The sequence below is a fragment of the Exiguobacterium aurantiacum DSM 6208 genome (assembly GCF_000702585.1).
GTDB lineage: Bacteria > Bacillota > Bacilli > Exiguobacteriales > Exiguobacteriaceae > Exiguobacterium > Exiguobacterium aurantiacum.
In genome coordinates this window covers 1,255,284-1,276,611 of the sequence record NZ_JNIQ01000001.1, presented here as the reverse complement: position 1 = coordinate 1,276,611, position 21,328 = coordinate 1,255,284, and the positions used below count along the sequence as shown (strand labels likewise).

The following is a 21,328-nucleotide window of genomic DNA, read 5'->3' as shown; positions in this document are numbered from 1 at the left end:
AATTCTAGATGCCCACGCTCCATTTTTACAGAGCGATTGCCATGGGCTCTTTCTCATTCCCGGAGAACACTCCGTACAGAGCGCGTGCTATCAACCTTAGTGTTGGCGATGAGTGCGAAGGAAGCAGAACGCGTCACAACTGTTCTAGGTTTTCGAATCAGCCACGACACGCTGCTCAGAGTGTTACGACGTGTCCCCATCCCAAGTCACTGTGCTGAGATAATCGGCATTGATGACTTCGCCTTCAAAAAAGGTCATCGATACGGGACCATCATCTGTGACGCAACAATCCATCGTCCCATCGACTTGCTCCGAACCCGCGAAGCTGACATGTTGACGGATTGGCTTCTGAATCTGGAGAAGCGACCTGTCCGCGCATCGGTCGATTGATTCCCCACCTATCAAGAAGCGTTGCTCAACCAGGACATCGTAGTGGTGAGCGACCGCTTCCATCTCGTAGACAACCTATGGCGATGTCTCAATTCGATATGCCAGCGTGTCCTTCCCTCTCTAATCCCTGTAAGCCAGGAAGGTGCTGGATCGGTACGGTTTGAAACCGCAACATCCGATGAATTCCGGAAAGAAACGACCTTTGGTCGAAATGGTTCAAAGCATGTATCACCAAGGGAAGAGTCTGAATGCGATCGCCAGGATCCTGAACTTGAACTGGAGGACCGTCAAAAAATATAGTGACCCGACTTACGAGCCCTCCCCATCGAAACGACAAAGACCTCATTTGATTGATCGTTTCGTGCCACACTTGAGAGAATGTGTTCTAAATCGATATACGCTTCAGGAAACGGATGCCCATCTGAGGCAATTAGTTACAAAGGTTCGTTCGGCGCGGTCCGTTACCGTTCACGTGACGTTCAGAGGGAGGGTCTTCCTGAACCCCAGGTTTTTATATCGCGCAAGGATGTCTGTCGCTTACTCTGGCAATGGCCTGCGACCAGACCGGGTGACATCATCGATGTCTCGTCCCTGTTGGCCCATTACGGAGATCTCGCCATCCCGTTCTGTTTCATCCAAGGATTTCGGGGAGCAATCCGTGAAAGGGACGCGGAACATCTCCTTGCGTTGATCACCAATCCACAGGTCACATCACATCCCGGACTGAAGCGCTTCGTGGGTCGCCTCAAACAAAATATAGAGGTGATCCTGGCGGCTTGTCGATTTAAAGAAATCAACGATTACGTGGAAGGGGACGTCAATCGCCTAAAGATGTTGAAACGACTCGTGTATGGAAGGGAAAGTTTTGACTTGCCCAGGATTGAGGTACTTTGTCGCAATCCTGAACCGAGCCCTGCTCATTGATATTGCAAAAAAATGAGCGACCAACTTCAGACGGTCGCTCCTCATCGTTCGCCAACGTTGCGTAAGAACCACATTTGTATTGCAAAATACAACTATGAGATTTTCTGTGCTCACGTTCTAGTTCTACATTTAATTTAATTGATAACTTGAATAGTTTTCTTTACATTTTTTTGTCCGTTTCTGATGGTGATGACAGCTGTGCCAGCACTTGCACTGAAAGGTACCGATAAAACACCATCGCTACTTGCAACTACTCTACTCGGGACTGAACTTAAATAGGTAGTGCCAGTCGACCCTAAAGTTAGGTCTTCAGTTCTGAGTAAATATACTCCTTGAACTGATAGAGAATAAGTTTCTCCTTTTCTCAAGTAAATCGAGGAATCAGTAACCAGTATTTCTTGTAATATACTGTATGGGTTCTCTGATACGGTAACAGTAATTTTGTAACTTATAACCCCATGTTTCACAGTGATGATTGCTGAACCATACGACGCTCCCAGTGGGACAGTCAACAACCCCTCGGAGTTTACACTCACTCTGCCCGGAACGGAACTCAAGTATGTAGTTCCCTCCTTACTCGATGTGATGTCTTTGTGCCCTGTCGGGTATGCACCTATCACTTCGAGCTGGTGCCGCGCCCCTCGTTCGAGCGACGTCTCTGGGCCTTTCACTTCAATCCCGCCGAGTATTTTGTTCGGGTCTTCCGCGACCGTCACCATCAGCTTTTGCACGAACGTCCCATTCTTCACCGTGATCGTCACATCTCCGTATGACGCTCCCTCCGGGACCGACAACAGCCCCTCCGCGTTAACACTCACACGGTTCGGCACGGAACTCACGTATGTCGTCCCTTCCAAACTCGATGTGATGTCTTTGTGCCCTGTCGGGTATGCGCCCATCACTTCGAGCTGGTGCCGCGCCCCTCGTTCGAGCGACGTCTCTGGGCCTTTCACTTCAATCCCGCCGAGTATTTTGTTCGGGTCTTCCGCGACCGTCACCATCAGCTTTTGCACGAACGTCCCATTCTTCACCGTGATCGTCACATCTCCGTATGACGCTCCCTCCGGGACCGACAACAGCCCCTCCGCGTTAACACTCACACGGTTCGGCACGGAACTCACGTATGTCGTCCCTTCCAAACTCGATGTGATGTCTTTGTGCCCTGTCGGGTATGCGCCCATCACTTCGAGCTGGTGCCTCGCCCCTCGTTCGAGCGACGCCTCTGGGCCTTTCACTTCAATCCCGCCGAGTGTTTTGCTCGTGTCTTCCGCGACCGTCACCATCAGCTTTTGCACGAACGTCCCATTCTTCACCGTGATCGTCGCATCTCCGTACGATGCTCCCTCCGGGACCGACAACAGCCCCTCCGCGTTAACACTCACACGGTTCGGCACGGAACTCACGTATGTCGTCCCTTCCAAACTCGATGTGATGTCTTTGTGCCCTGTCGGGTATGCGCCCATCACTTCGAGCTGGTGCCGCGCCCCTCGCTCGAGCGACGCCTCTGGGCCTTTCACTTCAATCCCGCCGAGTGTTTTGCTCGTGTCTTCCGCGACCGTCACCATCAGCTTTTGCACGAACGTCCCATTCTTCACCGTGATCGTCACATCTCCGTATGACGCTCCCTCCGGGACCGACAACAGCCCCTCCGCGTTAACACTCACACGGTTCGGCACGGAACTCACGTATGTCGTCCCTTCCAAACTCGATGTGATGTCTTTGTGCCCTGTCGGGTATGCGCCCATCACTTCGAGCTGGTGCCGCGCCCCTCGTTCGAGCGACGTCTCCGGGCTCTTCACCTCAATCCCGGACATAACATTGCTTAAATCCTCTATCACTTTAATTAAAATTTTTGAAAAATTCGCACCATTTTTCACTGTAATTGTAGAGTATCCATAGGAAGCATTCACAGGTACTCTAATCAATCCAGTTTCATCAACTGTTACTCTGCTTGCTAATGAACTAGTGTAAGTAGTATTTAAAGAATTGGTAATGTTTTCCGAAGAGCCATCTGAATAGAGTGCCCTGCTATTAATTTGAACATTAGTACCTCTGTACAATTCAATTTCTGAAGGAGAACTAATGATTGCCTCAATTTTTGGTGGACCATCTAGTCTTATTTCAACTGTAGTTTTCAAATCTTTATAATGTACTTCTAATTTTGTTGTTAAAATTGTATCAGTTAAATTCTTTACTAATCCACTAGAATCTACAGAAACTAACTGGGGATATTGATTTACATACGTTACTCCATTGCCTGACCCATTGATATCATATAAATTCCCATCGATTTCAGCTAAAATACTTAAACGGTGAGTTGAACCTTTTGCAAGTGATAAATTCAATGGAGAAACTATTAGTCGATTTTTTTTTGAAAACTCGCCTGGAACTAGAACTTTGATGCGCTTATAAAAAGCCCCATGTTTTACATCAATAAAATATTCTCCAGGAGTGATCTCGGAGCTCACAACAATAGTACCATCCATTTCCACTTTTAATTTTCCAGTATTAGAGTAATATGTGGTACCAGTTGACATTGCACTAACATCTTTATAATTACCATCAGAATATGTAAGGTTTGTCGTAAGTAATCTACGGTCCCCAGGCAATAACTCAACTTGTGTAAAATTTGTATCAATACCAAACGGTACTACAGGTTCTATCGTAATGAGACCTCTTACTGTAAAACTATATGGACTAAAATCTTTGCTAATAGTACCAAACGGTCTTATTGCAGAATTATAAATAAGTGAGGAGTTAGAATTCCTATCAATCACTGAAACATATTCTAGTTCCCATTTTCCTAATTGGTCGTATTGATCAATCGGAATTTCAGCGAAGTACTTACCATCCAACCCTTTAACAAACGGCACACTAAATCGACTCTTATTAGGTCGAAGATAGCCCACTGATGCATGCGATATCCCAGAAAGATTGTCAGAAAAAGTGGCCCCTAATTTAAATATTGCTTTTTTTGAAGAAACCTGAATAAGTGATCTTTCCAACGTATCCAACGAAGGCGAAATAAAATCCGGCGTTGTTCCAACTACATAAAAACTATCATTTTCAAATGTAAACTCTTCTTCTTGATTTAATCCTAATTTACTATTGTAAGCAGTTATACTATTGAATCCATCTAGCATTGAAACTGACTCTACTATCCACTCTCCAAGAGATCCATACAGATTTATATGAAGCTTACCACTATGAAGTTGAGTTGTAGGATTGTAGGCCAAGCTTGTATAATAGTAACTCCCGCTACTAGACTTCACTCTTACACCTACACTACTATCATCTAAATTATCATCTAAAACCTTTACAGTGATGGTAACTGGCTCTAGTGGTGATGCGGTTTTATTATCAGAAGAAGTATTTATTTCTATAGATTGCAGTACTGGAGGATCACTTATAGGTCGTAACTCTGTTCCTGAAACGATGTAAATAATTGATGAAAAGTCAAATACTTGAAAATAGCCTGTTTCCATAGAGTAATATGTAGTATTATTTTCTTTTTTATCCGTAACATTTACACTATATAATTTCCATTCTCCAAATTTTTCGTATTTGTTGACAGCGAAAGTGCCTTCAAATAAATCATCAGATAAAATCTTAATTGGAACGACTTTTAATAATCCCGAACTATGTTTGAAATGAACGTAAACACTTTTCACTCCTGATAAATCATCAGTTATTTTTAATCTAAACGTTTGTGATTGTGTTGGGGATACTTCCATTTCAACTGATGGAATCACTTCTATAATTTGCGGTGGAGTGGTGTCCGGTGTTGGATCTTCGATAATTATATCCATTGCCTGAACGATTGGCGAAAATGTCATTACAAAAACTACTAATAATGATAAAACTTTTTTTACTTGACAACTCATAAGACCAAACTCCTCATTTTGTATTTTTTTGATTTAATAAAGAATTATATTCCATTAATAGTATCGGATGGAAACAGAAAAAAATTAAGCAAAAAGTCACTATTTCTAAAAAAGAATAGTGACTTTTTGCTTAATAGTTTTTTAAAAATTAACGTAAGAGTTGGAGTACTGCTTGGGGTTGCTGATTAGATTGGCTCATCATCGCTTGAGCAGCTTGGTTAAGGATGTTGTTTTTCGTAAAGTTCATCATCTCTTTCGCCATATCTACATCACGGATGCGTGATTCAGCTGCTTGTAGGTTCTCAGCCGAAGTACTCAAGTTGTTGATAGTGTGTTCAAGACGATTTTGTGTTGCTCCTAAAAGCGAACGGCCTTTAGAAACTGTTTCAATTTGATCAGAAATGGTTTTTATCAACGCTGTAGCAGCATCTGTGTCCTCTACACTTGAAGCATCAAGAGTTCCTACAGCAGTTTCGATGTCAGTCAAATCAATCCCAGGAGTTGTAAAAGCTACCGCCATCGTTTGCTCCGTGTTAGCTCCAACTTGGAAAGTAACTAATCCAGAAACACCCGCAGAACCATTTAAAAGTTTCTGTTCGTTAAACTCCGTATTGTCTTTAATACGGGTAATTTCTTTACCAAGTTCCGCCAACTCATCACCGATTGCTTCGCGGTCAACTTCAACGTTCGTGTCATTTGATGCTTGAACAGCAAGTTCACGCATACGTTGAAGGATTGAGTGAGTTTCGTTTAAACCGCCTTCAGCTGTTTGAATCATTGAGATACCATCTTGTGCGTTTTTCGAAGCCATATCAAGACCGCGAATCTGTCCACGCATTTTTTCAGAGATTGCAAGACCAGCAGCATCGTCACCCGCACGGTTTATGCGAAGACCTGAAGACAATTTTTCCATCGCTTTGCCTGTTTGTGCTGTGTTGAATGACATGTTACGGTGTGCGTTCATTGAGTTAAGGTTGTGGTTAATAATCATTGTAATTTCCCTCCATAGGTTTGAGTTTTTCCGCTCTTCCAAATCCTTTTGTCCGAGCATACAAGGTTTAGGCCGGCCCCTCACCTTGTATTCAGTGGAACGTTTTAGCGTTTCCATACTCTATATCGGAGTCATCCCGAATCTGTTTAGTCTTTTTCGAAAAAAGTTACACGTTTCGAGTAGAAAATTTAAATAAAATAGAAAAACGACCCATCGCTGGGTCGCGTCTCCTTACACTTCAACCTTAACTTGCTCCGTCTCATTCTGCAAACTTTCCGCAACACGTACGAGCTCCGTCATCGCGCCGTTCACTTCACCGAGACTTGCCGCCTGCTGGCTCGCCGCCGACGTGACTTCCGTGGCGTAACGTGACGCCTCTTCGACCATGCCGACGATACCAGCCGAGTTCGTGACGACCGAGTCGATTTGCCCACGCGACTCATCTAAGAGTGCATCGACCGAATGGACGTGGCTATATACTTCGTTCGCCGAGTTGTGAATCGTCGCGAACGCGCCACCCGCCTTCTCGACAAGACCAACCCCTGTTTCCACTTCCGCTTTCACGTTCGCCATCGATGACGACGTGTCGCCGACGAGACGTTTGACGTCGACAATCAAATCCGTGATCTCTTGCGTCGAGTTCGCCGTCTGTTCGGCGAGCTTCTTGACCTCGGCCGCAACGACCGCGAATCCGCGTCCGTGTTCCCCGGCCCGGGCCGCTTCGATTGATGCGTTCAACGCCAACAGGTTCGTCTGTGCCGAAATGTCACTGATGACATCCGTGATCCGTGAAATCTCACCTGTCATTTCTGTCAACTTGCTGTTGAGCGTCGACGACTGCTCGACCTTGCCGGCGATCGCATGCATCGCATCGACTGACGACGAGGCGAGCCCTTTCCCGCTCTCGGCCTCTTGTTGCATCTCACTCGCCGCATTCAAAGCCGAGCCCATCTCTTGACGGATGTTCTCCATCGTCCGGGCGACGGCCCCGAGCAAATCCATCGAGCTGTACGTCGCGTTGACGTTGTCATCGAGCATCTTGTTCAATGCGTCCATCGCTTGGCGGATGTTCTCGCCGGCGACGTTGCCTTCTTGGACGGCCGCCGCGATCTCTTGCGCCGAACCCGTCAATTGGTCGGCCGTATAGCGCATGTTCGTGCCTTGCTCCCGCAAGTGTCCGACCATGTTGTCCATCGATAGAAGCAGACGGCCCATCTCCGAGCGGTCGTTCGTCTTCTCGTTCGCGAACTCGACCGTCAAGTCGCCGTTACCGACTTGGACCGCCTTGTCCGACGCCGACTCGATCGCCTTGAGCGGACGGCGCGCGATCAAGTAGATGACGATACTGCCGATAATTGAAATGAGAAGCGACACGGCCGTCCCGACGAGCATGACCTGTCCTTTCGCCATCTCGAGCTCCGTGAGCAATAGAAGCGTGATGTACCCGACCGAACCGCCCGTCACGATGGATGTGACCAAAATCCACGCGAGCAGCTGGGTCGTAAAGTTTTTGAAAATCTTCACTATGAGTTCCTCCTCTGTGTAATTCATCACCTTCTATATCGTCTCGTTGGAAGCTTTTGTATAGCGTTTTCAGTTGAACGTTTGGTCAATAAAAAAACGCCCTCCTCATGGAGAGCGTCCGTTCAAAACGGGTCGGTGTCTTTTGTTACACGCGACCGTTCACGCGTCGTCGTGAGCGCATCGATCGTGAGCGCAATCGCCGCCGCCCAGTGGAGCATCATTCCGACGATCGGGATAAAGCCGAGCACTGACGCCGTGATGCCGACAATCGGACCGAACGACAATCGGTTCAGTCGGGTGAGCGACAAGACGAGCACGACGATGTGGAACGCGAGCATGAACCCGAGCGGCGAGTAGCCCATGCTGATGATGAACAGACCGCCGAGGATCGGGATCCCGAGGAACGCCTCAAACGCCGCCCCGAGCCATTTCAAATTTCTGACCATGCTGTCACCTCACAGTTCTAATAGGTAAAACTCATATCCGCCATTCTCCGCGAAACCGGCCCGCTTGTAAATCTCGAGCGCGGCCTTATTCTCCGTCTCGACGTCGAGTTCGAGCTTCGTCCGGCCCATGCGGAACAGCTGCTGGACCATCTGCTTCAACATCTTCGAGCCGTAGCCTTTGCCTTGCTCGCTCGCCCGGACACCGAACGCGTGGATGCTTCCCGCGTCGTCGCCTGAGAGGAGCGCGCGGATGACGCCGACCGGACGACCTTCGACCTCGCCGATATACGTCACGCGGTCCGTCGTGTCGATTTGGCTATAGATATTTTCCGTCACGTCCACAGGGTCACCGAACGCCTCAGATAGCGTCTCGATGATGAGCGGACGGTCGGCGTCCGTCGCCTCGCGGAGCGACACCTCGTTCGGCTTCAAGAACAGTTCCGCCTTCTTCAAGACGAGGTTGTACTCGGAGAACCGATACGCCGCACCAAGGTGGTCGACGACCGCCTTGCCAGACTTCGACTTCCGGTCGATGACGAACGTGAACGCCTCGCAGCCGTTCGCTTTCGCGTCCCGCTTCGCCGTCTCCAAGAGCGCCTTGAACACACCTTGCTTCCGGTAATCCGGATGGACGAGCGCGTTCACTTCGTATTCGTTCTCGAGATACGGGAACAACATCAAATACCCGACGAGCAAATCGTCCGCGTAAACCGCGTAGTCGTTCTGTCCGACCGCCTCATGGCCGACTTTGACGTCGATTCCGTCAAACGTGTTGACCGTTTCTTCGAGCGTTCTCACGTCTTCTGGTTGTCTTACTTCTTCTACTGTATAGTTCATACCATCACCTCGCCTTTATTGTAGCACAACAAAAAGCCCGCCGAAGCGGGCGGACTCATAACGTGCGGAACTCGAGCTCCGGGAGCGTCTCGAGGAGCTCCGTGATCTCGTCCGTGTGCGCCTCGGCACCCGGCACGGCTTCGGTCGGTTCGACCCAGAAGAACGTCTTGTCGCTCGCACCGAGGTAGTTGCCGTAGCCGACCTCCTCCGCGAATGCCTCTTCTGACAACTCGCGGTCGACGAGGTCCAAGTGGAACAACAACTGGTCGTCGCCGCCCTCAAGATTGTAGTAGAGGTCGAACGTGCCGTAGCTCGCCTTGTCGCCGATATCGGTCACGTCTTGCGACTTCTCGATGTAGACGTCTCCGCGCTCGATCGCCTCGGCAATCTTCGACGGGAGAATGATCTCATAGCCGAGGGCACGGTCCCGAATCGTCTGCGACGTGTCATCGGTCCGTCCCCGGGACGAGACGACACCGACCGTTGCGACAAGGGCCCCGGTCACGCCAAGCGCGACGGCCCACTTCAATGTTTTGTTCATGTTGATCCACTCCTCTTTATTCCTGCCATGAGACGATTATCGCACAAAATGCAGGCAAATCATTAAATATTCTGAAAAAATGTTTCGGGATGCGTTGACGCACGTTCCCCAATCCCATACGATAAAAGTATCGCATTATAGAAAAGAGGAACCGACATGTCTAACGAATCCCAATTGTCACGGGCGCAGCTCGACGCGCTCTTAAAAAACGTCTTCGCCCTTCAAATCCCGGTCATCGAGAAGTTCATGACCGACCTGTTCAAACAGTACGTGTCGACGGCGTCCACGTTCAAGCAGGACATGGACACGATGAAAGCGACGGACTGGCATAAACAGTTCTTCGGCCAGAAGGCGATGCCGCACCTCTTCATCGAGAACCTCGGCTTCGGCGCCTCGTTCCGTCACCAGGAGCAAGACAAAATCGTCAAAATCCCGGAAAACATGACGATCGTGAAGCCGGACTCGGACGCGCAAATCGAAGAGATCTTGCAGAACTTAGAGAAGACGCTCGCGTCGATGCCAGCCATCAAAAACAAAGGGCTCGTCAAGAAGTTCTATAAAGAGACGCTCGAACTCGTCTGCCAGCTCGGCAGCCGTACTGGTATGATGGACGATTTCTACGCCAAAGTCAAAGGTAGCCTCACAAAATCGTAACTGACAAACCCACGTCCGCGGACGTGGGTCTTTTAATACGTTCCTTTCGGCTCAAACGTCACCATCTGTTCGACACCGGCCAAGATCGGCTTCGCCTGATCGATCAATCGCTTTGTCACCGGAAGCGCGAGCGACTGTTGGTGGGCGGCCTCACTTGTCCACACTTCATAGACGACGATCGCGTCGTCGTCGAGCGAGACGCTCACCCGATACGCCTCGCACCCCGCTTCCTGTTCCATCGCCGTGGCGGCCTCAAGCAGTATCGCCAGCAACGTCTCCCGCTCTCCTTGAATCGCGGTCAACTTGCCGATCATTCCATATGCCATCTTCATCCCTCCTTCCCGTAACGGTCGATCGCGACTGACCTTTCCATCACTTTGAGTGAAGCCCGGCTATGCAACGTGACGCCGAGCATGACAATCCCAATTCCTACGAGCGACAGCCCTGACGGCAGCCCCGCCTGTAAAATCAAAATCTCGCCGACGAGCGCGAACAGCACCTCGAGCGCCTGTGTCCCCTCGACCGTCGCGAGCCGGCCCATGTCGTGTTTGACGAGGTCGGTCGCCTTGAAGAAGAGCACCGTCGCGATGACGCCGGACAGTAACGCGACGAGGAGCGTCTGCGACACTTGCGCCCCCGACGGCACACCGGTCGTCAGCCCGTAGCCGAACAACAACAACCATACCGGGAGCGAGCCGACGCACATGCCGAGGATGCGCTCGAACACGTCGAGGTCGGTGTGGGCCATCATCTTCCGGTTGCCGAGCGGATAGGCGAACGCGGCGAGGAGCACTGGCAAGACGCCGATCAGCAGGAAGCGCGGCTCGAACGTCTGTAAAAACTCGACTTGCATGAGGACGACACCGAATAGGATGATCCCGGAGAACCGGAGCGCCGTCCACGGAATCTGTTCGCGCGTCCCGTCCGTTTTTTTGAAGAGCGGCGACAAGAGCGCCCCGGCGAGAATCGTCACTTGCCACGTGCCGGCGATGAGCCAAGGCGGTGCCTCGACGGCGGCGATACAAATCGGGACGTAAAACAGGCCGAACCCGACCGTCCCCCAGACGAGCCACGGCACCGGGTCGCTTGCGAGTTCCTTTCGTACCCGTCCCAATCCGCCGCGCATGGCGACGACTAAGACGAGGAGTGGAATCATGAACAAGAAGCGGAGCGAGGCGCTATACGCCCAGTGGCCGCCCCCGATATGCATGGCTTCATTTAAGACGAACGTGCTCGCGAAAAAGAGCGCGGCGAACACGCCGAGGATGAGCGGACGCATCGCATCCCTCCTTTCTGAATCCCCACTAGTTCAATGCGCCGCTCCCGTTCTCCTGCCAAATCAAAAAAACACCGGACCAGATTCGGAGGGCACTGAAAAACTTCAAATGTTTTTGAACAGAGGAGCGTCGTCCCGGAAGGGGTGGCGCTCCTCTGTTTTCATTGCCCTTCAGCCGCCCTGTCCGGCACGCCGCTTTCCTGGGGGCGGGCGCCGAGCCGCATCGCGACGTCGTCGCTGCTGGGTCTCGCCTTGCCCGCTGATTCCCCGGGAGTCGGCGTGCCCTCGGGCGGCGCTGTACGCGCCTGACATTCCGGACTATACTGGCTGTAACCAACCAATCTGGAGGCGATCCCGATGATGCCTGACCTGCCCAACATGCCGCCGAGCCCGTATGCGGCCCTCTATGACCTGTTGATTCCGGCCGATGACGAACTGCGGCTCATCCATGACCTCGTCTCGTTCGATTTTATCACGGACCTACTCGAGGATACGTATTGCCACGACAACGGTCGGATGGCCGTCCATCCTGTCCGGATGTTCAAATATCTGTTCCTGAAGGCGCATTCGAACCTGTCCGACGTCGACCTCGTCAGACGGGCGAAGACCGACCTCACCTACAAATATTTTCTGGACCTGGCACCGGAAGATGACGTCATCAACCCCTCCTCGCTCACGAAGTTCCGTCGTCAGCGCATGGACGACGACGAGCTGCTCGACAAGTTGATCGGGCACACGGTCGAGGTCGCGAAAGGGATGGGGCTGCTCAAGGGACGGACATTGATCGTCGACGCGACCCATTCACGGGCCCGGTACGGGCAGAAACCGATCAGACAGGCAATCATCGACGAGACGAAACGCCTGAGACAAGCGTGCTACCAATCATCGGTCGATGCGAAAGGTCGTTTCCCGGAAAAGGTCGACGAGGAGGATATCGACCAACTCCTCGCCTATGCGCTTGCCGTCGCAGAGACCGTCGAGACCGGGATGCCCGAGCTGATGTTTCGCGAGCACATCCGAGACCAGGTGAACCGGGTGCGTGAGCTAGCGGAGGATGCGCATGTCGAGCTGCAGGTGTCCAAAGACAGCGATGCCCGGACGGGGCACAAGAGTGCCGACTCGTCGTTCTTCGGCTACAAGCACCATCTCGCGATGACGGAGGAGGGCATCATCACGGCTGTCGTCGTCACATCTGGCGAGGTGGCAGACGGGCCACAATTGGCGAGTCTTGTTGAGAAGAGCCATCTAGCCGGTGCCGAGTTCGACCACATCGTGGGTGACGCCGCCTATTCTGGCCGTGACAACCTGATTTACGCTGCCTCACAAGGATGTAAGCTTGTCGCCCCGTTGAATCCGCGTGTCTATTCGCCGGCTGATAACCGCGGTGAGGGGTTCACCTACAACAAGGATGCCGAACGCTACGTCTGCCCCGCCGGGCACATGGCCATCCGGAAGGCCCGGACAGGGACAAAGGACATCGGTAAAAATCAGAAAGAAACGCATTATTTCGATATCGAGCTCTGTAAGCAATGCTCGTTGCGCAATGGCTGTTACAAGAATGGTGCAAAATCGAAAACGTACAGCGTGTCCTTGAAATCGAGGGAGCATAGCGAACAGTACGAGTACGAGCAGACGGATGAGTTCAAGGACTATCGCCGCAAGCGCTTCGCCATCGAGGCGAAAAATAGTCAATTGAAGAACCCACAAGGTCTGGCGCGCAACAAGACGTCAGACCTGAAAGGCATGACGTTACAGGGCGTGATGGCAATCATTGCGGTCAACCTGAAGCGAATCATCGCCCTTCGAAAAGAAAATACAGGATGAGGGCAAGGAAAAAAGGGGGATTGTCCCGACGTGAGTCGGTTCAATCCCCCTTTTTTCTTTTCACGCTCGGATAGAGCGGAGGTTTTTCAGTGCCCTCCCAGATTCGGCCAGGTGTTCAGTGGATGTCGCGCTTTTGGAACGTGCCGCCTTTCACTTCCGTCACTTCATACACGACGACGAACGCTTCCGGGTCGACGTGATCGATGATGTCTTTCAACTTCCGCTCCTCGAGCCGGTTGATGACGCATGTGATCTCATGGTACGCCGCTTTCGAGTACGAGCCTTGAATCGATTTGAGCGTCACGCTCCGTCCGAGCCGGTCACGAATCGTCTCAACCATCTCGTCGGGTGCGCTCGTGATGATGTTGAACGTCTTCGCCCCGCTCAGGCCCTCCTCGACGATATGAATCACTTTCGAGGCGATGAAGTAGGCGATGGCTGACAAGACCGCGCCTTGGAGCCCGAACACCGTCGAGACGACGATGAAGACGAACGCGTTCAAGAAGAGGATCAAGTCGCTCGTGCTGAACGGCAGCTTCCGCGACAATAAGACGGCGAGCATGTCGATCCCGTCGAGCGCGCCCCCGTTCCGAAGCGCGAGCCCCATGCCGAGACCGATGATGATCCCGCCGACGACCGTGATGAGGAGCGCGTCCCCTTCGATGATCGTCGGGACGTGGTGCATGACGACGGTGCCGATCGAGAGCGAGGCGATACCGGTGACCGACAAGATCGCGAAGCTCTTGCCGATTTGTTTATAGCCGAGATAGATGAACGGGACGTTCAAGATGGCGATGAAGATCCCGAGCGGCAAGCCGAACAGCTGAGAACCGACGATGCTGAGGCCGGTGATGCCCCCGTCGGAGACGTTGTTCGGGATAAGGACCGACTCGAGTCCATAAGCGGCGATCAAACCCCCGATGACGTTCATGATGAGGTTGACTCTCCATTTTGTTCGTTTCATAGTACCCTTCCTTTCCTTACATTTCATCAGTCTAGCATATTTTTAGTTATAATACATAACTAAATTCACGAGATGGTGTCGTTCGCATCCGGGGTCGACATGCTATACTAAATAAAAAAAGGAAAGGGGCGGATGTCACATGTAGCGTCCACCGATACCTTCCCCGTCACCGGAGGAAGTGACGCGCTTGAAGCGCGAACATAACCCGATCAAAGGGACGGAACTCGTCGCCAAAGGACTCCTCCTCTTGTTCGGCGCCTTCATCTTCGCCATCGGGCTCGAGGCGTTCCTCGTCCCGAACCAAATCATCGACGGCGGCATCGTCGGGGTGTCGATCATCGTGTCGTACTTGTCCGGCACGAAACTCGCCATCTGGCTCGTCCTCTTCAACTTGCCGTTCATCTACTTCGGCTATCGTCAGATCGGGAAGACGTTCGCCGTCGTCACGTTGACGGCGATCCTCCTCATGTCAGGCTTCACGATTCTGCTACATAACGTCGAGCCGTTCACGGACGACCTGCTCTTGTCGACCGTCTTCGGTGGCTTCTTGCTCGGCGTCGGAATCGGCCTCGTCATCCGCGCCGGCGGATCGCTCGACGGGACGGAAATTTTGGCCGTATCGTTCACGAATCGGCTCCCGTTCTCGGTCGGCGAGATCGTCATGTTCTTCAACATCTTCATCCTCGGGACGGCCGGTTTCGTCTTCAGCTGGGACCGGGCGATGTACTCGCTCCTCACCTACTTCATCGCCTTCAAGACGATTGACGTTGTCTTGGAGGGGCTCGACCAATCGAAGACGGCGTGGATCATCACGACGTCGCCTGAAGACGTCGGCCAGGCGATCATGGACCGGCTCGGCCGCGGCGTGACGTACTTGCACGGGGAAGGCGCCTATACGGGCGACGGGAAGAAAGTCGTCTTCACGGTCATCAGCCGACTCGAAGAGACGAAGCTGAAAGACATCCTCGACGACTATGACGAGAAGGCGTTCCTCGCCATCGGCAACATCCACGACGTCCGGGGCGGACAGTTCAAGAAGAAAAATATCCACTAAAAAAATCGGCCGCGGCCGATTTTTTGTTTACCCGATCTTCACTTGGTCGCGCCCGTCCGCCTTCGCCTGATAGAGCGCCGCGTCGGCCCGCTCGAACACGACCGTGCCCGGTTCGGCGTTCGCGATCGACACCCCGACCGAGATCGTCATCGGAATCGGTTGGCCCTCGAACGTATACGTCGTCTCTCGGACCGCACGGACGAGGCGTTCGGCGAGCTGATCGGCATCATGCGTGTCCTCGGTCACCATGACGAACTCTTCCCCGCCGTAACGTCCGACGAAGCCAGCTTCCGGACAATGGTCGCGGAGCGTCGTCCCGATTCGACGCAACACCGCATCCCCGGCCCGGTGGCCATATGTATCGTTCAACTGTTTGAACCGGTCGACGTCGATGACGAGGAGCGCCCATGGGAGGCCCGACGCCTCGACGTCGTTCAACCGTTCGATCGTCATATAACGGTTCGGTAGCCCTGTCAACTCGTCAACGGTCGCCCGTTGCGTATGGAGCCGGAACATGCGTAAATGTGTCTCGATCTGTTTCGCGACCCAGTAGCACATCCAGCCGCCGAAGAATGTGATGACGAAATACGGCAGGAACACATTCGTGAACGCGTGCATCGGAATATTTCCGGCGATGCGGAATAAGACGAGCACGGCCCCAAACACGAGATAGGCCGAGTATAAGTGACCGCGCCGCAGTGACAATCGATTCAAGACGAGCGATAAGACGAAGAACAGGCCGAGTGTGCCGAACGAGCGGATGAACTGATCGGTCATGCCGTCGAGCCCGAAGCGACCAAGAAGTGTCAGCCCAATCGTGACGGCGACCCCGACCGGCCCGGCGTACGCCGCCGCCAAAGCGAGCGGAATGATGCGGAGGTCGATGCGCGCCTCCCCGACCGAGAACGAGTTGACGGTCAACAAGACGGCCGCGAGCCCCATCGCGAGCCCGAACCATACCCGGACAGCGAGCGGCGACGCCACTTGCACCGGCAACACGTGCCGCATCAAGTAGAGCGTGAGCGACAAGACGAGATAGATGATGCTGATATTGATGAAGAAGATATTGACAACTTGACCCAAACGACCGCGTCCTTTCCCCGAAATTTCCCATCCATCGTATCGTATTGGCGTGACGTCTGTCACCCTTGTCAAAAAATCATGACGCCAAAAAGCCGAAAGCTCACGCTTCCGACTTGTTTTGCATCATCTGTCGCATCAAGTTGGCACTGTCCCGGGCCGACTCATTCTCGGCCTGCATCTGGACGTACACTTCGTGGCGATGGATGTCGATATGGCGCGGCGCGTCGATGCCGAGCTTCACTTGGTCGCCCTCGATCGCGAGCACCGTCAGCGTCACGTCGTCACCGATATGGATCGCCTCGCCTTGTTTTCGTTTCAATACGAGCATCAGCGCACCTCACTTTTCTGACCGCCGAGCGGGAAGCGGGCCGGGTAGGCATCGTCTAAGATGACTTGTTTGCCGCGGCGCTCGTTCGTCTCGATGACGATCGGGGCCTTCAAGTTGAGCGTCGACGTCTCGAACGGCTCGCGGAGGGTGACGATCGCATACACCGAGACGTGTTCGGCCTCGTCGATGCCGAGCTGGTCTTTCGCCCCGTCCGTCAACTCGAACGCGTAGTCCGGCTTATGCCAGAACGGGTTCGTCACGACGAAGGCGCACGCCTTGTCCTCAAGCGACTGGAGCGACCAAAACGGAAGGTCGTCACCGTACGGGATGAGCGCGAACGTCTTCGACTCCGGGAACCCCGGGATCTCACTGACGAACGAGATCGTCTCTTCTTCTTTCACTTCGATCTTGCCAAAATAATCTGTCTCAATGAACATGGATCTTCCTCACTTTCAACGCGTCTCATCATACATCCCACCGACCGCCCACATCTCGAGCGACGCCTGTTGACGGAGCGAGATGTCCGTCGTCCATGGCGTGAACGAGATGTCGGCCGGGGTGAGCGATACATCAATCTGTGCCGGTGTCACGTTCCACTCGATTTTGACATCCGCCGGCGTGTACGTCAACTTGACGCGGTCGATCGACTTCGGCATGAAATCGAGGTCGACGACCGGATACGGGTCGTTCACTTTGCTCGCGGCAATCTGTGGAATCGGGTTGCCGTTCTCGATGCGCATGAGCTGGTCGCCTTCGCGGGCGGCCATGCTCGTCGCCTCACGCGCCCCTTGTTCACCGAGCCCGCCGAAGTGACGGCCGAGTTCGAGCGCGCCTTTTAAGTTGCTCTCGCTCCAAGCGACCGACGAGTCGACCTCGAGCGTCCCTTGTGTCGTCCGTTGCGTCATCTCGGCCTTCCCTTGCGTCATCGTCATGTCGGCCCGGCCTTGTCTCATCTCGAGCACGGGTCGGTTCGACGTCATTTGGATGGCGGCATGCGTCTGCCGCATCTCAAGCCTCGCGAGATTCATCCGCCGTTACCGAAGGAAATCGAGGAGCGTCGGCTGGATGATGCGGGCACCGGCCGACAGTGCGGCCCGGTGCACCGTCTCATGGGATTTGAGCTCCATGATGACGCGCTCGATGTCGATGTCCTCGTTGTTCGACATGATCGTCTTCGCGATGATCTCGTGGTCTTGCAGACGGTTGTCGACGAGTTCGAGCCGGTTCGCGCGCGCTCCGAGCTCGGCCCGTTCCGTGATCAAGTTCTGTCCGAGCGTGTCGAGCGTCGCGAGCTGGGCCGATAAGTCGGCCCCGCCCGTCGTCTCGTCGCCGAGCAGGCGGCTGAGGTCACGGAGTCCTTCGAACAGCTCCCGGCCGAACACCGTCTCCGGCTGCATGTTCACTTGCATCGTGATGCCTTTTGACACCTCGAAGGCGATCTTGCCGCTGTCCGTCGGCACGCCGCCCGTATAAATCGAATCGACGTCCGCGGCCGGGTCGGCGAGGAACGCCTTCAGCGCCGCCATGTCGATGAGCGGTTGATCCGTCTTCGTGCCGTTATAAATGTACTTCTCGCCCGACTTCGCGTTCGCGAGCGACCCGATATGTTCGACGAGCTGGTCGATCTCACTCTTGATGATCGCCCGCTGCGACGACTCGTACGTGTCGTTCGACGCTTGCGTCGTCAGTTCGCGGATTCGTTTGACGGCTTCCGTGACTTCGTTCAGCGTCGAATCGGTCAAGTCCATCCAGCTCGTCGCCTCGCTGACGTTGCGGCGGAACTGGTCGATCTCGCGCACCTCGGTCCGGTAGCGGATGCCTTGCATCGCGACGACCGGGTCTTCCGAGGCACGTTGAATCCGTTTCCCGCTGATCAGTTGTTCTTGCACTTTCGCGAGCGCGTTATAGCTCGACGACAAGTGCTTCAAGTTCGTCTGTGTGAGCATCGTCTGTGTGACACGCATCAGTCATTACCTCCCTACGATTCCCATGCCGTTGATGATTTTATCGAGCATCTCGTCGACGGCGGTGATGTTCCGGGCCGCCGCGTTATAGGCGTGCTGGTACTGGATCATCATCGTCATCTCCTCGTCGAGCGACACGGCGCTCACCGACATGCGGCGCTGGTCCGAGCTCGCCATGAGGGCGAACGTGCTCTTGGCGAGCCGTCCGCTCTGGTCGGCCGCGACGGCCATATTACCGATCACGTTCTGATAATACTTGCCGATCGACGTGTCGGTCGTGACCGAGCCGTTGAAGGCGAGCGCTGTCGTCTTCAAGTTCGCGAGCGCGAGTGCCCCGCTGCCGTCCCCGATGTTGCCGTCTTTTGACGCGGCGATCAAGTCGAGGTTCTTCATGATGGCGTCGCTCACTTTGATCGTGGCGGCGCTATCGACGTTCGCGAAGAAGTCGCTCGTCCCGTCCGTCCCTTTGGCGTCCTTGTTTTGACTATGCAGATCATTGAACGCTGTGGCGAACTGTTTCGCCATCTCGTCCAAGTCTTTGAGCATCGTCGTGAAGGCCCCGTCGGCCCCTTCCGGACCGTCGGCCGAGCCGTACATCTCGACGAGCGCCTTCCATTTCCCGTTCGGCATGTCGGCGTGCGTCAAGTCTGTCGAAGCACCCGTCGCGTCCGTCATCGCCAAGTTGTCGAACTTGCCGACGCCACCTGAGATGCCGTCGACGAGCGTCACGTCTTGCCCGTTGATCGTGACGCGGATGTCGAGCCGGCCTTCGGCGACACGTTGCGAGTTTCCGCGCGTCTCCCCGTTCAAGTAGTCGACCGGGACGCGCTTGAAGTCGATGTATTGGGCGAGCTCGTCCATGTAGCGGTCGCGCTCATCGTACAGCTCGTTCGGCAACACGCCGAGCGGCTCAGAGTCGCCGATCTGGCGGTTGACGTTCGCGATCTTCGTCATGAGGTCGTTGATCTTCTTCACGACGACGTCGGCTTCCGATTTCAAGTCGTCCTGGACTTTCGAAAGCGACGACGACATGTAGTTGAACGTCTCCGTGAGCGTCATCGCCCGTTGGCGTACGACGCTGCGCGCGCCCGTGTCGTCCGGGTTGACCGACAAGTCTTGGAGCGACGCCCAGAACAAGTCGAGCGATTTGGCGAGGCCGTTCTCCGAGGGCTCGTTGATGATGTCTTCCATCCGGCCGAAGGCGGCCTGTTTCGTCGCGTAGAAGGCGTTCTTCACCGACTCGTCCCGATACTGCTGGTCGATCATCAAGTCGCGAATCCGGGCGAGCGTCTCACCGCGGACACCGGTCCCGAACTGTCCGGCCTTCGTGCCGCCGAAGCTGACGCTCAACTGCTCGGTCATGCCGATTGTCAGGCGTTGGCGCGAATAGCCCGGGTTAGAGGCGTTGGCGACGTTGTTGCCGGTCGCCTGGAGCGCCCATTGGTGCGTCGAGAGGCTCCGTCGTGCCGTCTCCAATCCCATAAATGTTGAACCCATGAATCTTCCCCCTTATACGTCGCGGCTGAACGAGCGTGTCTCGAACGCTTGTTGGCCGTAAGTGAAATCGTCTGCGTCTGGCATGAGCATGTCGAGATGCCAGTTGATGTAGTTGAGCGACTGTTCGAGCAGCGCGGCGTTCAATTCGTTCTGCCGTTTCAATTCGAACAAGACCGGTCTCAGTGCTTCTTTCTCTTCATCGTCCAAAACGAGCAAACCTTGAAGTCGTTCCACTTCTTTTTGTGCGATTTGACGGACGAGTTTCGCTTCTTCTTTGACGAGCGCCGTGAAGGCGGGCATGTCGCCTTTGATCAACAGCTGTTCTTTGTCGTAGGCGAGTTCGAGCAAACGTGTATGTAATGTGAGCATAATGGTCTCCTTTTTCCAAAAAAAGAGCCGACTAAAAAAGGGGTTCCCTTGTCTAGTCAGCTTCCGTGCCGTGTTATCCATGCGAAGGCCTCAAGCGGACCTCGCTTCCATTCATCCTTGTAGAAAGCGTTTGGCGATGTCGCGCGCGTCCCGTGAATACGTCCCCGCGTCGATCTCGGCCTTCAAGGCGTTGATCTTCTCGAGGCGATCCGGATGTTTCACCGGTTCTTCAAACCGGGCGCGGGCTTCCGCCGATATCGATAGTCGGTCCGTTTGGCGTGTTGGCTCGGGCTTCGTCTCGGCTTGCGTTTTCTTCTCGTAAGTGTTCGGTAAATGTACCCACTTGGCAGAATCGATGCGCATGCGTGTCCCCCCTCTTCATGATGTTAGTCCAAACGATAAGCGCGGACGCTCGGTTTCGTGACACTGGCTTGCAAGTGTTGAAGTTCCTGCTGCATGTCGGTCTGGCAACTGGCACATACTTTGCCTGCGTTCGTCGGTTCACCGCACCGGACGCAACTGATGGCAAGTGCAGGATTGTCCTTGATGATCAAGCGTCCTTCATGGATGTATCGCGTGATATCAAGTTCGGAGACGCCTGTCGCTTCGACGAGGGCTCCGATCGTTGTCTGTTTGTTCGCTGGTTCGCGGATGAAGTCGCGCACTTTCAAGAAGTTTTGAAAATCGACTTCAGCGCAGGACGGGCAGTATGGCGAGCGGCCTTGTTTCATGAACAAGCGCCCGCACGTTTGACAAGTTGTCGCTTCCAATGTCATTC

Annotated in this window: 22 protein-coding genes; 4 read left to right on the top strand and 18 right to left on the bottom strand. The window is 53.7% G+C overall.

The window, feature by feature from the left end; all coding sequences use genetic code 11:
- Positions 1–108 precede the first annotated feature (108 nt).
- Complete coding sequence (locus P398_RS16885; RefSeq protein ID WP_160151233.1) at positions 109–390, top strand: transposase; 282 nt, start codon at positions 109–111, stop codon at positions 388–390.
- Between the two features lie 1,058 nt (positions 391–1,448).
- Here P398_RS16885 and P398_RS0106815 read toward each other — a convergent pair.
- The 6 genes from P398_RS0106815 to P398_RS0106790 form a co-directional block, all read right to left on the bottom strand.
- Complete coding sequence (locus tag P398_RS0106815; protein WP_029334557.1) at positions 1,449–5,198, bottom strand: DUF7743 domain-containing protein; 3,750 nt, start codon at positions 5,196–5,198, stop codon at positions 1,449–1,451.
- A 148-nt stretch (positions 5,199–5,346) separates the two neighbouring features.
- Positions 5,347–6,189: a flagellin N-terminal helical domain-containing protein gene (locus P398_RS0106810; RefSeq protein WP_029334556.1), complete on the bottom strand. Its 843-nt coding sequence runs from the start codon at positions 6,187–6,189 to the stop codon at positions 5,347–5,349.
- Positions 6,190–6,420: 231 nt separating this feature from the next.
- Entirely contained in the window at positions 6,421–7,713 is a 1,293-nt protein-coding gene (locus P398_RS0106805) for a methyl-accepting chemotaxis protein (protein ID WP_081828289.1), read from the bottom strand.
- A gap of 122 nt (positions 7,714–7,835) precedes the next feature.
- On the bottom strand, positions 7,836–8,159 hold the full coding sequence (locus P398_RS0106800) for a hypothetical protein (RefSeq protein ID WP_024370474.1): 324 nt from the start codon (positions 8,157–8,159) through the stop codon (positions 7,836–7,838).
- Positions 8,160–8,168: 9 nt separating this feature from the next.
- Entirely contained in the window at positions 8,169–8,996 is an 828-nt protein-coding gene (locus P398_RS0106795) for a GNAT family N-acetyltransferase (RefSeq protein ID WP_029334554.1), read from the bottom strand.
- 55 nt (positions 8,997–9,051) lie between these two features.
- Positions 9,052–9,537 (bottom strand): hypothetical protein, encoded by a 486-nt coding sequence (locus P398_RS0106790; RefSeq protein ID WP_024370476.1) that lies wholly within the window; start codon positions 9,535–9,537, stop codon positions 9,052–9,054.
- 156 nt (positions 9,538–9,693) lie between these two features.
- On the opposite strand from P398_RS0106790, the gene P398_RS0106785 reads away from it, so the two are divergent.
- Positions 9,694–10,191, top strand: a complete 498-nt coding sequence (locus P398_RS0106785) for a hypothetical protein (protein ID WP_024370477.1) — start codon at positions 9,694–9,696, stop codon at positions 10,189–10,191.
- Between the two features lie 32 nt (positions 10,192–10,223).
- Here the strand turns inward: P398_RS0106785 and P398_RS0106780 are convergent, their stop codons facing one another.
- Positions 10,224–10,517, bottom strand: coding sequence for a putative quinol monooxygenase (locus P398_RS0106780; protein ID WP_034798989.1), 294 nt, complete (start codon positions 10,515–10,517; stop codon positions 10,224–10,226).
- Between the two features lie 2 nt (positions 10,518–10,519).
- Positions 10,520–11,470 (bottom strand): DMT family transporter, encoded by a 951-nt coding sequence (locus tag P398_RS0106775; protein ID WP_029334552.1) that lies wholly within the window; start codon positions 11,468–11,470, stop codon positions 10,520–10,522.
- A 354-nt stretch (positions 11,471–11,824) separates the two neighbouring features.
- Here P398_RS0106775 and P398_RS0106770 point away from each other — a divergent pair, with 354 nt between their 5' ends.
- A complete protein-coding gene (locus tag P398_RS0106770) occupies positions 11,825–13,291 on the top strand; it encodes an IS1182 family transposase (RefSeq protein WP_029334551.1) in 1,467 nt (488 codons plus the stop codon).
- Between the two features lie 115 nt (positions 13,292–13,406).
- On the opposite strand, the gene P398_RS0106765 is transcribed toward P398_RS0106770, so the two are convergent.
- Positions 13,407–14,282: a YitT family protein gene (locus P398_RS0106765; RefSeq protein WP_029334550.1), complete on the bottom strand. Its 876-nt coding sequence runs from the start codon at positions 14,280–14,282 to the stop codon at positions 13,407–13,409.
- Between the two features lie 160 nt (positions 14,283–14,442).
- Between P398_RS0106765 and P398_RS0106760 the strand changes: the two genes are divergently transcribed.
- On the top strand, positions 14,443–15,309 hold the full coding sequence (locus tag P398_RS0106760; RefSeq protein WP_029334549.1) for a YitT family protein: 867 nt from the start codon (positions 14,443–14,445) through the stop codon (positions 15,307–15,309).
- 27 nt (positions 15,310–15,336) lie between these two features.
- Here P398_RS0106760 and P398_RS0106755 read toward each other — a convergent pair whose 3' ends face one another.
- The 9 genes from P398_RS0106755 to P398_RS0106715 all read right to left on the bottom strand — a co-directional run bounded on the left by P398_RS0106755 (position 15,337) and on the right by P398_RS0106715 (position 21,326).
- Positions 15,337–16,392 (bottom strand): GGDEF domain-containing protein, encoded by a 1,056-nt coding sequence (locus P398_RS0106755; protein WP_029334548.1) that lies wholly within the window; start codon positions 16,390–16,392, stop codon positions 15,337–15,339.
- 100 nt (positions 16,393–16,492) lie between these two features.
- Positions 16,493–16,720: a carbon storage regulator CsrA gene (gene csrA / locus P398_RS0106750; RefSeq protein ID WP_024370483.1), complete on the bottom strand. Its 228-nt coding sequence runs from the start codon at positions 16,718–16,720 to the stop codon at positions 16,493–16,495.
- Positions 16,720–17,157 carry a flagellar assembly protein FliW gene (gene fliW, locus P398_RS0106745; protein WP_024370484.1) on the bottom strand — a complete coding sequence of 146 codons (438 nt, stop codon included), beginning with the start codon at positions 17,155–17,157 and terminating at the stop codon, positions 16,720–16,722. Before fliW ends, csrA begins: the two co-directional genes overlap by 1 nt.
- Before the next feature lie 15 nt (positions 17,158–17,172).
- Entirely contained in the window at positions 17,173–17,727 is a 555-nt protein-coding gene (locus P398_RS0106740; RefSeq protein WP_235263313.1) for a DUF6470 family protein, read from the bottom strand.
- 27 nt (positions 17,728–17,754) lie between these two features.
- Complete coding sequence (gene flgL, locus P398_RS0106735) at positions 17,755–18,684, bottom strand: flagellar hook-associated protein FlgL (protein WP_029334547.1); 930 nt, start codon at positions 18,682–18,684, stop codon at positions 17,755–17,757.
- Positions 18,685–18,690: 6 nt separating this feature from the next.
- Complete coding sequence (gene flgK, locus P398_RS0106730) at positions 18,691–20,181, bottom strand: flagellar hook-associated protein FlgK (RefSeq protein ID WP_029334546.1); 1,491 nt, start codon at positions 20,179–20,181, stop codon at positions 18,691–18,693.
- Between the two features lie 12 nt (positions 20,182–20,193).
- Positions 20,194–20,550, bottom strand: coding sequence for a flagellar export chaperone FlgN (locus tag P398_RS0106725; RefSeq protein WP_029334545.1), 357 nt, complete (start codon positions 20,548–20,550; stop codon positions 20,194–20,196).
- A gap of 111 nt (positions 20,551–20,661) precedes the next feature.
- Positions 20,662–20,913 (bottom strand): flagellar biosynthesis anti-sigma factor FlgM, encoded by a 252-nt coding sequence (locus P398_RS0106720; protein WP_024370489.1) that lies wholly within the window; start codon positions 20,911–20,913, stop codon positions 20,662–20,664.
- A gap of 23 nt (positions 20,914–20,936) precedes the next feature.
- Positions 20,937–21,326 carry a flagellar protein gene (locus P398_RS0106715; RefSeq protein WP_231557559.1) on the bottom strand — a complete coding sequence of 130 codons (390 nt, stop codon included), beginning with the start codon at positions 21,324–21,326 and terminating at the stop codon, positions 20,937–20,939.
- Positions 21,327–21,328: the final 2 nt, after the last annotated feature.